The sequence below is a fragment of the Idiomarina sp. T82-3 genome (assembly GCF_001577655.1).
GTDB classification, from domain to species: domain Bacteria; phylum Pseudomonadota; class Gammaproteobacteria; order Enterobacterales; family Alteromonadaceae; genus Idiomarina; species Idiomarina baltica.
In genome coordinates, this window is record NZ_LSBQ01000012.1 from 63,234 (window position 1) to 78,735 (window position 15,502).

The following is a 15,502-nucleotide window of genomic DNA, read 5'->3' on the forward strand; positions in this document are numbered from 1 at the left end:
TAAGGAGCGATTTGCGTGTCTTATTCAACGTTTAACCAAGAACAAACTAATCCGTTGGCCGAACCCATGTTTTTTGGGAACTCGGTCAACGTTGCACGTTACGACCAACAAAAGCACAGTATTTTTGAAAAGCTTATCGAAAAACAGATAAGCTTCTTCTGGCGTCCAGAAGAAGTCGACGTGAGTCGTGATCGTGTTGACTTTAACAAGTTAACCGCCAGTGAAAAGCATGTGTTTATTTCAAATTTGAAATATCAAACACTGCTCGACTCGATCCAAGGTCGAAGCCCTAACATTGCGCTACTGCCTATCGTTTCGCTGCCTGAGCTCGAAACTTGGATTGAAACATGGTCTTTCTTTGAGACCATTCACTCGCGTTCCTACACGCATATTCTGCGTAACTTGTTTAGCGATCCAAGTGAAATCTTCGAGGATATCGTCATTAATGACCAAATCAAATTGCGCGCTAACGACATCTCTCGTTACTACGACGATTTGATTTTCTACACGCAGCTGTGGCAAACCCATGGCGAGGGCAAGATCACCGTAGATGGTGAAGAGCATAACGTGACTCGCCGCGAACTGAAGAAAAAACTCTTCTTGTGCATCAACTCAGTTAACGCGTTAGAAGCGATTCGTTTTTATGTCAGTTTTGCCTGTACCTTCGCATTTGCAGAGCGCGAACTCATGGAAGGCAACGCAAAAATCATTCGCCTGATTGCGCGCGATGAAAACGTGCACCTGACTTCAACTCAGCACATGATCAACCTCTGGCAAGATGGTGAAGACGACCCAGAAATGGCAGAGATCGCTGAAGAACTCGCCGACGAAGCTTATGAGATCTTCATGACAGCCGTTAAACAAGAAAAACAATGGGCCCATTACCTATTTAGAGATGGCTCCATGATTGGGCTCAATGAAAGCATGCTGTGTCAGTACGTCGAGTATATTGCCAACTTGCGTATGCAAGCGATCGGCTATGATGCGCCTTTCCCAGAGCAGCGCTCAAACCCATTGCCGTGGATGAATAAATACTTGGTATCCGATAACGTACAGGTTGCACCACAAGAAGCTGAAATCAGTTCTTACTTGGTCGGCCAGATTGACAGCAGTGTGGATGCCTCGGACTTAGGCGACTTTGACCTTTAGCGCGCCTGATGACAGCGAAACTGTTTAAAGTCAAAGTCAACGGTCAGCATGAGCTGACCGTTGACGCTTCAGAAGGCACTTTACTCGATGCCCTCGAAAAGCATCAGTTAGAGGTACATTATCACTGTAAAAGTGGCTTTTGCGGTGCCTGTCGTTCTAAACTCAAAAGTGGCTCAGTTCGCTATCTTACCGACCCTCTCGCCTATGTTCGCAAAGGTGACTTTTTACCCTGTTGTTGTGTTCCAGAATCCGACCTTGATATTGAACATTAATCTCACCGTTCGAAAAAAACGATAACCCTCATCGTGCAGATACATTGTAGAGCACCCGTGAAATATGGATAATAGAGTCAAATTCAAGGACTCGAGGTTTATTCATGTTTACAGTTATTTTTGGTCGCCCAGGTTGCCCTTTTTGTGTTCGCGCTAAAGAAGTGGCCGAGCAATTAAAATCAGATCGCGACGATTTTGATTATCGCTATGTCGATATTCACGAAGAAGGTATTACCAAAGCTGATTTAGAGAAGACCGTTGGTAAACCTGTACACACAGTGCCACAGATTTTCGTTGATGAAACACATGTTGGTGGCTTCACCGAATTTGAAGCCTATGCTAAAGAGCACTTAGGTTTATACGCCGCTTAATTCTTTTAATTAAGTGAGCAAAGAAATAAAGGCACCTCAAGGTGCCTTTATTTCGTTTATGGCTTGCTTAATTCGCTTCTCGGACACAGGGTATTTAGTCCCCAGCGTCTGCGCAAAGAGCGATACGCGTAACTCTTGAATCATCCAATAGATCTCTCGAACCTCAGTCGGCACGATACGACGATAGCGTTTAACCAAGGCATTGTAGCTCTCAGTCAATTCATCAAGCATTAATGTTGCCAGCCGGTCCTTGTTCGGATTTTCAGGTAACTTTTTTAGGCGACGCTGCAACGCGCTTAAGTAACGTTCGATATCTGGCAATCGCTCGGCACCAACCTCAGATACAAAACCGCGATAAACAAGCGACTCGACCTGTTTCTGCACATCACCACGCGATTGAATCTGATCCAATGGGATTTTTCCCTTCAGTTGCTTCTTCAGATCGTTGGAGCGGATTAAACATTGCTCAACCTGCTGCGCGATACGCTCAACGCGCTCATTCAGCTCAGCACGCGTTTTTTCTACTAGCGCGTTAAACGCGGATTCCGTGCGAACCTCATCTTCCGCTGCGACAAAATCTTGATACAGATTATCCACTGCTGCATCAATACAGTCTTGGATGAGCGCATCAACTTTACCCCAGGGATTAAAGTACATCGCCAGCTTGGCTTTATTAGACAAACTTTTCTGCAAGTATTTAATAGGTGAAGGCACTTGTTTAAGCACTAAGGCACGAATTCCTCGTGCATGCGCCAGCTCAGCCTCTTTTTGATGATCGAACATCTGAACTTGTAATTGTTCATCAGGCGTTACCGTTACCGCAGGGTATGCCCGCATTTCAAAACCATGTTGCTTTTCGCTCACCACCTTGGGCAAATCATTAATCGACCAGGTTTCCAGAGGTTCACGTTCAACTTCCTGCCCCGCTGTCTTATCAAGACGCGCCTGTACGCGACCCGATAGCGCATTCTTAAGCGCCGTGAGGTCGCGACCCTGACGTATCAGCTTCTTACCATCAAGAATTTTAAAATTCATTTGCAAGTGAGCATCAATTTGTTCGGGCTTAAAGTCACTCGGCTCCACTCGCACGCCCGTCATACGCAGTAGCTTCTTACACATGGCTTCAAGCAGACTCAACTCACCCGGTTCAATATCCGCAAATACGGCTTGAGCAAAGTTAGGTGCCGGCACAAAATTTCTGCGAATCGGCTTGGGCAATGACTTAATCAACGCGGTGATACGTTCTTCACGCAACGCGGGAATATGCCAATCAAATCCTTCATTCTCGACTTGATTGAGAATTGCCAATTGAATATTCACAGAAACCCCATCATCTTCGGCGGAGGGTTCAAAATGATAGCTCAGCGGCAATTTAAGGTTACCCTGTCGCCAAAACTCGGGGTAACTTTGTTCCGTAATATGGCTGGTATCTGCGTCAATCAAATCGTCACGCTTGAAGAACAGCAACTTAGGCTCAGACTTTGCAGCCTTATGCCACCAGCCTGCGAGCAGCTTTTCGTTATAAATTCCCTCTGGAATATGACGCTCGTACGCCTCAAATAATTCCTGTTCATCAACGAGGATATCCCGGCGGCGCGATTTTTCCTCCAGCGCTTGTACACTCGCGATCAAATCCAGATTGTGCTTGATAAAGGGCAATTGACGTTTAATTTGGCCCTGCGCCAGCCCCTCACGAATAAAAATATGTCGCGCGAGCGTGGGATCGATGGGACCAAACTGTACGCGCCGACGCGCCACCAGTATCAGCCCGAGCAACGTCACTTGCTCGTCAGCAACAACGCTGCCTTGTTTTGCCTCAAAGTGCGGTTCAAGATACTGTTTCTTAACCAAATGCCCAGCAGTCTGCTCAATCCACTCAGGCTCAACTTTGGCGTTCACGCGCGCATATAACTTTGATGTTTCAACGAGTTCAGCACTGACAACCCATTTAGGTGGTCGTCCAAATAAATGAGAGCCGGGGAAAATATGAAAGCGAGTTTGACGCGTACCCTGATACTCGTGCTTAGCATCCTTTAAACCGACTTGAGACAGTAAGCCTGCTAGTAGTGCTCGGTGCACCTGTTCGAAAGTCGCCGCTTCCTCATTGATGCGTAATCCTAACTCACGTGCCGTTTGTCGGCTTTGGGTATAGACATCCTGCCATTCACGCACACGTAGAAAATGCAGGAACTCTTTCTTTAATTGCTTACGAAACTGGTTACCTGAGAGCGCTTTCTGTTGCTCCCTTAAATAATTCCATAAGTTGAGAAAACTCATAAAGTCTGAATTGTCATCGGCAAACCGTGCATGTGCTTGATCAGACTTTTCCTTTGCATCACTCGGGCGCTCGCGTGGGTCTTGAATACTGAGCGCCGAGGTAATAATCAGCATTTCGCGCACGCAGCCCTGCTCATGTCCGGCGAGCACCATACGTGCGAGTTTAGGATCGAGCGGTAAACGTGCCAGTTGTCGACCCGTATCTGTTAACCGTGGTTGTTGTTGTTTTCGGTTGGGCGCAATCGCGTTGAGTTCTTCCAATAAGTTCAGGCCATCCTTGATAAACCGCTCATCTGGCTTTTGCACAAAAGGAAAGCGCCGGATATCGCCCAGTCGCATCGCGGACATCTGCAATATAACTGCCGCCAAATTAGTCCGCAGAATTTCAGGATCGGTATATTCTGGGCGACTGAGAAAGTCTTCCTCGCTATATAAGCGAATACAAACACCCGGTCCCACGCGACCACACCGACCCTTACGCTGATTAGCACTGGCTTGCGAAATGGGCTCAATCGGAAGACGCTGTACTTTGGTTCGATACGAGTAGCGACTCATCCGCACGGTACCGGGATCGATCACGTAGCGTATACCGGGGACCGTTAATGACGTCTCCGCTACGTTGGTAGCAATCACGACACGGCGTTGGCTGTGGGACTGAAAAACTCGGTTCTGCTCGCTCGATGATAACCGCGCATAGAGCGGCAACACTTCGGTATCACGCAATTGCAAATCGAGGATCGCTTCGGCGTAATCGCGTATTTCCCGCTCGCCACTGGCGAAAATCAAAATATCACCCGGCCCTTCGGCTTGCAGTTCTTGCACCGCGTCTAATAAACTCGCGAGGACATCGTTCTGCGCCTCAGGTTGTTCAGATGGGTCGCGATAACGCACCTCAACGGGATACGTGCGCCCACTGACGGTAAGCACCGGTGCATCATCAAAATGCTTAGAGAAGCGTTCGGTTTCGATAGTGGCGGAGGTGATAATAATTTTAAGATCCGGGCGCTTGCGACGTAGTTGGTGTAACACGCCAAGCAAAAAATCGATATTTAAGCTGCGTTCATGCGCCTCATCGATAACAATTGCGTCGTACTGTAGCAATAAGGGGTCATTTTGCAGCTCCGACAACAACATTCCATCGGTCATTAATTTGACCGCAGTGGTCGGTGCCGTCTCATCTTGGAAACGGATCTTGTAACCCACTTGCTGCTTTTGCGTATCACCCAGTTCTTCGCCAATACGCGCAGCAACACTCCGTGCGGCTAACCGACGCGGTTGCGTATGTGCGATAGTGCCTTTGCGTCCATACCCCAACTCGAGCAACATCTTAGGTAATTGAGTCGTTTTACCTGATCCCGTTTCACCTGCGATAATCACTACTGGATGTTCGCGCATGGCTGTTAAAATGCGGTCACGCTCTTGAGCAACTGGTAGTTGTTCAGGATAATCGAGTTTGAACTGTTGCTCTTGTCGCGCGAGCAAATGCAATTGCGCAGCCTCAATATCCTGCTCTATGCGTTGTTGCACATCCGTGCGCCGTTTTGCATCGTTTATCTTGACACTGCCACGCAGCCGCCCTCTTAACAGAGCGGCATCTGCTAACGTACATTCAGCCAATGCATCGGCAAATTTTTCGAGCAAATGTTTTTGTGCTTGCTTTTGTTCCGCAGTTAACGGCTTAGCTTTTTTGGGGTTACGACTCATAAACGCCCGCTTTAGTCCTCATCTTTGTAAATCGCTGTATGCACTTTGCCATTGCGAATATAACCCCGGTACATACCTTCGGTGTTAAACGGTGTTGCAATGTGACCTTGTGCATCCATAATAATGACACCACCTGTACCACCAGCTTGTTCTAAAATACCATGAATAACCGCATCACCCGCTTCTTGCACGGTTTGATTCTGATACTTAACGCGCGAACAAATATCCGCAGCCACATGATAACGAATAAAATACTCGCCATGTCCAGTTGCTGATACACCACAACTACTATTGTCCGCCCAAGTGCCAGCGCCAATAATAGGTGAGTCCCCTATTCTACCATAACGCTTAGCAGTCATCCCGCCCGTTGATGTGCCTGCACTGAGGGTACCTGACTGATCCAGTGCGACAGCGCCGACAGTGCCATACTTATAATCGAGATCAAGGTAACGCCAAGCTTGTTGTTCCGGTTGCTCACTTTTACGAATCGTTTGTTTGGCTTTAATTAACTGCTGATAACGATGTTCGGTATCAAAGTAGCTGTTATCAACCAACGCTAAGCCTTGCTGCTGAGCAAATTGTGCCGCGCCGTCGCCACTCAACATCACATGAACCGACTTATCCATAATCGTACGCGCCAATTCAATCGGGCTTTTTACCGTTTTTACGCCCGCGACAGCACCCGCATTCCCCGTCGCCCCGTTCATGATCGAGGCATCAAGCTCATGCTCACCATCCCACGTGTATACCGCGCCCCGACCCGCATTAAATAACGGTGAATTTTCCATCACTTGAATCGCATGAATCACCGCGTCGGTGCTACTGCCGCCTTGCTCAAGTACTTCGTAACCCGCCTGCAGAGCCTCTTCGAGCTTCGCGTGGTACGCTGCCTCTTGTTCTGCGGTTAAATTGGCCCGGGTAATCGTGCCTGCACCGCCGTGAATAACCAGAGCAATGGGTGACTTGTTATCCGCGGACTCATGTGTTTCAGCTTTCGTTGCCACGGTAGTGAACGTTCCCGCCAATGCAAGCGTAAGCATAGTCAGTGTTGTTTTTATTTTCATGGTTCTATCCTTAATAACGGATTCAAACTACACATTACAGGGTAATCGACACCACAATGCAATGTTTTTGGAGGTAACTCTATGCCCACTTATCGCGTTAACTACGATCATCTTGGTGCACCCGAGCAAGTCCAACTCAATGTACCGACGATTGAGCATTTAGATAGCGATCGCGACTTCCGCGACGAAGTAGCTCGTCGACTCGCTGAGCGTGTTCTACCTCATGCCGAACTGGCGGTTAATCACGATGACCACCGTAACGTCGAAGAAAAGCTCTACAAAGCGTATGACTTGAAAATCACTCACATCGAGCGGCTTTAGTTGCCGCTCTTAGCGACTTCAATATCAAAGTGCTAATATTGCAGGGCTACCAACAATGGTGTAGCCTCCAAGCCAACTAAATTGAGTCGGTATGAGACATGCAATCCGTTCCAGAAAACAATAAAAATCAACCCACCTTCTACTGGCACGACTACGAAACGTGGGGTGCACGGCCATTAATTGATCGGCCTGCACAATTTGCCGGCATGCGCACCACATTGGACTTTCAACCCGTTGGACGTCCGTTAACCATCTACGCACAGCCCACACCAGATTTTTTACCCGATCCAGAAGCGGTACTCATCACCGGGATCACTCCGCAATATGCGCTTAACCAGGGCGTTAACGAAGCCAACTTTGCACAAGCTATTGTGCAAGAGATGAGTCAACCTAATACCATTATTATTGGCTATAACAACATTCGGTTTGACGATGAAGTAACGCGCTCACTGTGTTATCGCAACTTTTATGACCCCTATGCTCATACTTGGCAAAACGGTAATTCGCGCTGGGACTTGATTGATGTGGTACGCGCCTGTTACGCGCTGCGTCCCGAGGGTATTCATTGGCCGGAGGACGAAGATGGTCGTGTGACCTTGCGACTTGAAAAGTTGACCCAAGCAAATGGTATTGAGCATGGGCAAGCGCATGATGCTATGTCCGATGTCCGAGCGACCATCGCGATCGCACAACTGATTGCAGAAAAGCAACCGAAACTGTGGCAGTTTGCCTTACAGCACCGTCATAAGAATGACCTGATGAACCTCATTAATTGGCAGCAGATTAAGCCTTTAATACATGTCTCGGGTTTGTATGGCGCCGATAACTTCTTCGTATCCGCCGTGCTGCCGATTGGTTTTCATGCTCAACGTGCTAATGCACTGATCGCTTGGGATCTACGTATTAACCCAGCAGATTTTGTGGATTATTCGACTGAGCAACTACGAGATTTGCTATTTGCCTCCCGTCAGCAGCATCAGAACAACGGAACACAACGCCCTGGCGCAACCCAGATTACGCTCAATCGTTGCCCGTTCTTAGCGCCGTTGGCAACGCTAACAGAGGAAGCACAACAACGTACTCAAATCAACTTGGCCACGCTTAGGGAGCGGACTCGTTGGTTAGCCGAGAACAGTGACTTCCGTGATCGTATCATGGCGATTTTTGATAGCGCACTCGAGCGTGGCGAACAGCCGCCTTTAGACGTTGATCAACGCTTATACGATGGTTTCTTCGACGCGCAAGATAAGCAGAATTTACAGATGATTCGTGCGATGAGACCCGAACAGTTAGCCGGTATTGAGCTTAACACGCAAGATAACCGCCTACCCGAGCTATTGTTTCGCTACCGCGCACGAAATTATCCGGCGACATTGGATCAAAGCGAGCTTCAGCGCTGGCAGCAATTCTGTCGTCAACGCCTTACCGAACCGTCCAACGGGCAGCTTTCGATAACCGAGTTTGCAGAAAAACTTGAAGGTTTGGCTCAGCAGTATCAGGATAATAAACATCGTATGCAGCTGCTGAAATCACTTTATGACTACGCACAAGGGCTTTGAACACAGTTTTGACTATATAATCGTCGGTGGTGGATCGGCTGGCTGTGTACTCGCAAACCGACTCACTGAGAATGGACTGTTCCGCGTTTTACTCTTAGAAGCTGGGCGCAAGCCGCCCGGTTTTTTCTCCACGATGCCCTCTGGCTTTGCCCGCTTTATTCATAGCCCGACCTTTAATTGGCTTTACCGCGGTCAAAGCTTCGCTCAACAAACAACCTACACACCTCGGGGTAAGGGGTTAGGTGGCTCAAGTGCCATCAATGCGATGATTTACTGCCGAGGTAGTCAACAAGACTATCAACGCTGGGCAGATGCGGCTGGCCACGAGTGGAGTTATTCTGCTTTACTCCCCTACTTTAAAAAGTCCGAAGCCAATCAGCGTGGCGCTAGCTATTATCATGGCGATCAAGGTCCGTTGAGAGTCAGCGATAAAGTCCCCTATTACCCGGTCTGTCGAGCATTTGTGGAGGCCTGCCAAGAGTTCGGGCTACCGTACAATTCTGATTTTAATGGCGACACCTTAACGGGGGTTGGTCCATTCCAATTTACTATGGCGGATGGCGAACGTTGCAGCACCTATAAAGCTTACTTAAAACCGGTGGCAGACCGACATAACTTAACCATACTGTCGGGTTACGATGTTCATCGTGTGCTATTTGATGGGCACAATGCCCAAGGTGTCGAGGCGTTTTGTGAGGGCCAAAAGCAACATTTTTATGCCAATCGTGAAGTCATTCTTGCCGCCGGTGCACTCGCATCACCTGTTATTTTGCAACGTTCGGGAATTGGTGACAGCGAATCACTTAAATCGGTGCATGTTCCGGTGGTATACCATGCGCCCGAAGTGGGTAAGAATCTTGCCGAACACGCAGATATTTGTGTCCATGTAAAAAATAGAAAACGTAACGGACTGACACTTACACCTTGGGGTTTGCTGAAACTCTTACCCGCGTTTTTTTCCTACCTAATCAATAAAAATGGACAGTTGAGCCATTCATTGGCTGAGGTAGGCGCATTTTTTGATGTGAGCGATAACGATTGGGCGAATGGCAACGAACCTAGATTTCAGTGCCACGTGTTACCCGTCATGTTTAAAGACTCAGGTTATAACTGGTGGCCCACATTAAAGCATGGCTTCAGTATTCATGTCTGTTTGCTCCGACCTGAGTCGCTCGGAAGCGTTCAAATTAACCCCGAGGATCCGTTTGGAAAACCACTCATCAATTACCGTTTTTTCGAAAATCCCAATGACTTAGTCGCGTTGACAGCGGCGGTTAAAAAGGTGTGTAGCTTACTCGAGACCGATGCCCTGAAACCATTCGTAGGTAAACGGTTGTTCCCTCGACCCTATAAACGAGATACCGAACTCGCCCAGCAAATTACCGAGGAAATCGGACTGATCTACCACCCTGTAGGTACATGTCGGATGGGTCAAGACCAGCATTCCGTCGTTGATCCACGATGCTGTGTGCGCGGAGTCAACAAATTACGAGTTATTGATGCGTCAATAATGCCAACGCCTATCAGTGGTAATACCAACGCCCCTACCATCGCTATAGCTGAAAAAGGCGCCGACTTGATTAAAGCCGACGCCTTTTAATTTTTCTCCGTTAATTACACGCGTTTATTTTTGATGCAGTTTTCCGACCTTAAATAGACGCGCTAACGCAGGGATCAAGATCAGCGCACCAAGCATATTCCAAAGGAACATAAAGGTGAGCAAAATCCCCATATCCGCTTGGAACTTAATCGGTGAGAAGATCCAGGTCGCAACACCAATCGCTAACGTCAATCCAGTAAAGCCAACCGCTTTACCCGTGTTCTCAAGTGCATAACGATAGGTAGCTGGCAGATCCATACCACGCTGCAAACCTTCCTTAACCTTACTATAAATATAGATGCCGTAGTCGACACCAATACCGACACCGAGTGCAATAACCGGCAAGGTCGCAACTTTAATGCCTATCCCTAACACCGCCATTAACCCTTGACTCATGACTGTTGTAAACGCGAGCGGTAAGACGATGCAGGCGACTGTGCGGAGGCTTCTAAAAGTCACTAAACACAGGAAGAGCACCACGCCATAGACCCACAACAGCATTTTGTTCTGGGCGCTCTCAATGACGGAGTTTGTCGCTGCTTCAATACCTGAGTTACCCGCCGCCATCAGCAAATCAATACCTTCTTTTTGGTAGTTCTGCTTAAACGACTCGACAGAGGCGACCACATTCTTCAATGTTTCCGCTTTATGATCATCAAGGTAAATAATAATCGGCGCCATCGAACAATCGTTATTAATCAAGCCATCTGGGATACGGCTCAACGATGCATTGGTAACAAACTGGTTACGATTTAAGGTGAACCACTTTAGGTTACCTTCGTTTATGGCAAACATACCCATTTTGGATACATACACAATCGATTTTACGTCTTGTACTCCGTTGGTGTTTTGCATGTGCCAACTAAAGCGATCCATAAACTCGAGGTTATTGTATGCGATGCATTGTTGTGGTTCGGTCGCAGCCATCACCACAAAAATATCGGTACTTGAGCTGTAGTTATCAACGATGTAGGCATTATCAAGATTGTAGCGACTATCCGGACGTAGTTCCGGCGAACCTTTATCTAAGTCACCAATTTGCATCTGCTGACCATAATAAAGGCCCCATGCCAATAACACTATCGCGATACCCAAGGCACTGTATGCCCACTTCGGTTGAGCAAACTTCTCAAAGGTACGCACCACGATGTGTTTTTCGCTTTCCGCTTTGCGGTGATACTCGACACCTTTATCAGATACCCCGAAGTACGACATCAAAATAGGTAATAAACCTAAGTTAGTCAGTACCACAACGGCTACACCGATACTGGCCGCAATCGCAAGCTCTTTTATCACAGCGATATCAATCACCATCAGCGTGGTAAAGCCAATCGCATCACTCGCCAATGCGGTTAGACCCGCAATGTATAAGCTCCGAAAAGCAAGCTTAGACGCTTCAAATTTGTCGAAACCATGCGTGCGATTGTAACCAATGGCATTAATAATTTGCACACCGTGAGAGACGCCAATAGCAAACACCAAAAACGGTACTAGCATCGAGTATGGGTTTATCCCGCTACCAATCAGGTCGATAATTCCCAGTTGCCATATTACGGCAATGATTGAGCAGCCCAGTACGGTGAAGGTACTACGCCAGCAGCGACTGTACACATACAACATAGCCAAAGTGATAAGGATCGCTAGCAAGAAGAACAAACCCACTTGCTCAGCACCATCGATCAAATCACCAATCAACTTGGCAAAACCGGTAATGTGAATACCAATTTCATCACTTTGATATTTGTCACGTACTAAGGTTTCTAAGCGCTCCGAAAATTCCCCGTAATCCAGCTTTTCGCCCGTTTCAGGATTCACTTCGTCGAGAGGGACATAAATGATGGTTGACTCGAAGTTGTTCGCAACCAAGTTACCCACCTCACCGGAGCGAAGCACATTTTCCCTCAGTTGAGCGATGGACTCTTTGCCACCATCGTAACCGTCTGGGATAACCGGGCCGCCCACAAAGCCTTCCTCAGTGACTTCCATCCAACGTACATTGGGTGTCCATAAGCTTCGTAAACCTGAGCGATTGACACCAGGAATGTAGAACACTTCGTCGGTAATTTGCTTGACCGTTTCTTGGAACTCAGGCTCAAAAATATCGCCTTGCTTATTTTCAACGGCAATACGCACCACGTTGCCAAGACTCGATAGATCCTTTTGGTATTCAAAATAATTTTGAATAAACGGATGCTGAGTCGGAATCATTTTGGTGAAAGAAGCGTCTGGGCGCACTTGAACGGCGTTGTAGCCCAGCACAAGGGTGACCGCCGCAAATAACAGTAACCAACCTAAACGAAACTTAAATAATGCCCGCTCGAGTAAAGAGGGTTTTTTATTTTCGATATTATTATCCACGCTACTCTAGCCCCTTTTCCGCTGTGTCACTTTGGGTTGTTTTTGCTGGCCAATAGTAAATACCAGAACGACTGGTCAGTACTTTTTCGCCGTTAAATTCAACCATATCGCCGAATACAGCACTACTTGGATGTGTGTGTTCAGTCACGTCGAGAGAGGGCGTAATTTCTAAAATGACACCTGAGTTACCCACGATCCATTGAGTACCTTTAGTACCCGCGTAGCCACTCATCAAGTTGGCATCCGCAGGGCTATCAATTGCGGTATAACGCTCACCTAAGTCGTCCGAGACAAAAATATTGCCACGTAGTCCATAGGTCCATAACCGACCTTGGTTATCAAAGTGAGCACCAAACAATGAACCATCGTACGGCGGTGCAACCGACGACCATGATGCGCCGCCATCTTGGCTCGCATACGCGGTACCCGCTTCACCGGCGATAAATACATTGTCGCCCTGCGTAGCGATGGCGTTTAAGTGAAAACCATTTGGGTTATCTAGACGACCACTAATAAGTTGCCAATTCGCCCCCTTATCTTGGCTGACCAACAAAGTGTTGTAAGCGCCTACCGCCAGCACATCGCCATTGGCTAGCGTTTTAATATCTAATATCGGTTTTGAAGGGCCTGTCTCTTGTTTTGCACGTTGTGCATTTTCTAAATAGAACTTGGCATCATCGAGCGCCCACTGCAAATCACCCGACTCATCACCGTCTGCGGCTATTTTTTGTTCGAGTTCTGCAATGCGTTGCTGATAAAACGCAACTTCAAGATCGAGCAGATCAAAGCCATCAAAGATACGCTGCCAAGTATTGCCGCCATCGGTCGTTTTTAATATCACGCCATGGTGACCTGCGGCATAGCCTATCGAGTCAGATTCGAAGTCGACACTGGTCAGTAACACACTGGTCGGAACATTAGCCTGTTTCCATGTGTTACTATTGAGATCTCGAGTAATGATATTGCCATGTGAGCCGACCGCAACAAGGCGGTTAGATAGCTTAGCGGTTGCAATAAGCGGGTTTTTTATAATTAGTTTGCTGCTTGCTTGCATTGCCGGCGCGTAAATCACATCAAATTCTTGCTGCGACGACACATCGGTTTCTTGTGCGAATGCAAAAGTGCTCAAAACCCCACTGAGCAACAACCCAATATGGGTTGGGGACAGACGCATGGAACCTCCTAAACAAAAAAAATGTCTTAGAATTGTATAAGGTTATATTCATTTGAAAACCTTTTTCGCATATTTTCCTGCTTTTTTTAGTGAAACTATTGTCTTACAGGTCTAACCTCTGGCAAAGTGATGTACGAAAGTAGAACAACAAGGAAATTACCCATGAATAAACTGATGCTAAAAGCGGGTGTATTCGCCCTATCAGTTATCTCCGCCAGCGTAATGGCTAAGGTCACGCCTGACCAAGCCGATCGTTTAGGCAAGGATTTAACACCGATTGGTGCTGAAAAAGCCGGTAATGCAGACGGTTCAATTCCAGCTTGGAATGGTGGTTATTCTGATGCAAGCGTTGAGATTGTGCGCGGCACGGACCCGTTCGCAAGTGACGAACCACTGTTCACGATTACTCACGATAACCTCGATCAATATAAAGACAACCTGACGCCAGGTCAGATTGCGATGTTTAATAAGTATGACGATTACAAAATGATCGTTTATCCAACGCGTCGCTCTGCAACCTACCCTGACTCACTTTGGCCAAAAATTAAAAAGAACGCAGAGAATGCTGAGTTAGTTGCGGGCGGTAATGGTATTCAAAACTTCGAAGTCACAACCATTCCGTTCCCCATTCCAGAAACGGGTGTTGAGGCAGTATGGAACCATATCACGCGTTTCCGCGGCGGTAAGGTATCGCGTAACGTAGCGCAGTTCCCTGTACTGGCAAGTGGCGACTTCGTTCCTGTTGAGTTAAAAGAGACGTTGGTATTCCCAGAGTACCTTGAATCAGGTCGTGGTCCAGATGACGACAACATTCTGTTCTATTTCTTGCAAGAAGTAGAAGCGCCTGCACGTTTAACAGGTACCGTGTTGTTGGTTCACGAAACGATCAACCAGGTTAAAGAAGGTCGTCGCGCTTGGATTTATAACGCAGGTCAGCGTCGCGTGCGTCGTGCACCTAACGTAGCCTATGACGGTCCGGGTACAGCAGCAGACGGTCTACGTACTTCTGATAACCTAGATATGTATAACGGCGCCCCAGATAAGTACAACTGGGATTTGAAGGGTAAAAAGGAAATCTATATTCCTTATAATAACTTCAAGATCATGGATCCTGAGCTCGATTATGATGAAATCATCCAAGCGGGCCACATGAACCAAGACTTGATTCGTTATGAAAAGCACCGCGTTTGGGTTGTCGAAGGTACATTGAAAGATGGCGAACGCCATATCTACTCAAAACGTACTATGTATCTTGATGAAGACACGTGGACAGCGTCTATCATTGACCACTATGATGGTCGTGGTGAACTCTGGCGCGTCGGTGAAGCGCTTAATACTCAGTTCTATAATCAGGACGTGCCTTGGATGGCAGCCGAAGCATTGTACGACCTTAACTCAGGTCGCTACATCTCATTGGGCTTAGGCAATGAAGAGAGTGATTACATGGATTGGGACATTGAACCTAACCGTAATGACTTTACTACTAACGCATTGCGTCGCACGGGTTTCCGTTAAGCCGTACGCTTTGCAAGCATCAGAAAAGGAGGCATCAGCCTAATGCCGATCAGTTAAGAAATTTTCAATGATCGGTTGACCGATCCGGCAGAGTCTTCAAAATCCATAGTCAGAATTTCTGGCTATGGATTTTTTTAT

The 15,502-nt window shown here is 47.4% G+C and carries 11 protein-coding genes; 7 read left to right on the forward strand and 4 right to left on the reverse strand.

Annotation, left to right across the window (positions count from 1 at the left end):
• Nucleotides 1-15 precede the first annotated feature (15 nt).
• The 3 genes from nrdB to AWU56_RS08730 all read left to right on the forward strand — a co-directional run bounded on the left by nrdB (nt 16) and on the right by AWU56_RS08730 (nt 1,792).
• Nucleotides 16-1,149 carry a class Ia ribonucleoside-diphosphate reductase subunit beta gene (nrdB, locus tag AWU56_RS08720; protein ID WP_006955348.1) on the forward strand — a complete coding sequence of 378 codons (1,134 nt, stop codon included), beginning with the start codon at nt 16-18 and terminating at the stop codon, nt 1,147-1,149.
• An 8-nt stretch (nt 1,150-1,157) separates the two neighbouring features.
• Complete coding sequence (gene yfaE / locus AWU56_RS08725) at nt 1,158-1,421, forward strand: class I ribonucleotide reductase maintenance protein YfaE (protein WP_006955351.1); 264 nt, start codon at nt 1,158-1,160, stop codon at nt 1,419-1,421.
• A gap of 104 nt (nt 1,422-1,525) precedes the next feature.
• The gene (locus tag AWU56_RS08730) at nt 1,526-1,792 is read left to right on the forward strand and encodes a GrxA family glutaredoxin (protein ID WP_286682269.1); all 267 of its coding nucleotides are present in this window, start codon (nt 1,526-1,528) and stop codon (nt 1,790-1,792) included.
• Nucleotides 1,793-1,828: 36 nt separating this feature from the next.
• Here AWU56_RS08730 and hrpA read toward each other — a convergent pair whose 3' ends face one another.
• Together hrpA and AWU56_RS08740 are read right to left on the reverse strand one after the other, a co-directional pair.
• The gene (gene hrpA / locus AWU56_RS08735) at nt 1,829-5,773 is read right to left on the reverse strand and encodes an ATP-dependent RNA helicase HrpA (protein WP_286682270.1); all 3,945 of its coding nucleotides are present in this window, start codon (nt 5,771-5,773) and stop codon (nt 1,829-1,831) included.
• An 11-nt stretch (nt 5,774-5,784) separates the two neighbouring features.
• Nucleotides 5,785-6,837 (reverse strand): isoaspartyl peptidase/L-asparaginase family protein, encoded by a 1,053-nt coding sequence (locus AWU56_RS08740; protein WP_286682271.1) that lies wholly within the window; start codon nt 6,835-6,837, stop codon nt 5,785-5,787.
• An 81-nt stretch (nt 6,838-6,918) separates the two neighbouring features.
• Here AWU56_RS08740 and AWU56_RS08745 point away from each other — a divergent pair, with 81 nt between their 5' ends.
• The 3 genes from AWU56_RS08745 (at nt 6,919) to AWU56_RS08755 (ending at nt 10,317) form a co-directional block, all read left to right on the forward strand.
• Nucleotides 6,919-7,158 carry a hypothetical protein gene (locus tag AWU56_RS08745; RefSeq protein WP_286682272.1) on the forward strand — a complete coding sequence of 80 codons (240 nt, stop codon included), beginning with the start codon at nt 6,919-6,921 and terminating at the stop codon, nt 7,156-7,158.
• Nucleotides 7,159-7,256: 98 nt separating this feature from the next.
• Nucleotides 7,257-8,717, forward strand: coding sequence for an exodeoxyribonuclease I (gene sbcB, locus AWU56_RS08750; protein WP_286682273.1), 1,461 nt, complete (start codon nt 7,257-7,259; stop codon nt 8,715-8,717).
• The gene (locus AWU56_RS08755) at nt 8,695-10,317 is read left to right on the forward strand and encodes a GMC family oxidoreductase (RefSeq protein WP_286682274.1); all 1,623 of its coding nucleotides are present in this window, start codon (nt 8,695-8,697) and stop codon (nt 10,315-10,317) included. Before sbcB ends, AWU56_RS08755 begins: the two co-directional genes overlap by 23 nt.
• 24 nt (nt 10,318-10,341) lie before the next feature.
• Here the strand turns inward: AWU56_RS08755 and AWU56_RS08760 are convergent, their stop codons facing one another.
• Both AWU56_RS08760 and AWU56_RS08765 read right to left on the reverse strand, forming a co-directional pair.
• Nucleotides 10,342-12,675 (reverse strand): efflux RND transporter permease subunit, encoded by a 2,334-nt coding sequence (locus tag AWU56_RS08760; protein ID WP_286682275.1) that lies wholly within the window; start codon nt 12,673-12,675, stop codon nt 10,342-10,344.
• Between the two features lies 1 nt (nt 12,676).
• The gene (locus AWU56_RS08765; protein ID WP_286682276.1) at nt 12,677-13,849 is read right to left on the reverse strand and encodes a WD40/YVTN/BNR-like repeat-containing protein; all 1,173 of its coding nucleotides are present in this window, start codon (nt 13,847-13,849) and stop codon (nt 12,677-12,679) included.
• A 162-nt stretch (nt 13,850-14,011) separates the two neighbouring features.
• On the opposite strand from AWU56_RS08765, the gene AWU56_RS08770 reads away from it, so the two are divergent.
• On the forward strand, nt 14,012-15,364 hold the full coding sequence (locus AWU56_RS08770) for a DUF1329 domain-containing protein (RefSeq protein WP_286682277.1): 1,353 nt from the start codon (nt 14,012-14,014) through the stop codon (nt 15,362-15,364).
• The last annotated feature ends 138 nt before the right edge of the window (nt 15,365-15,502 follow it).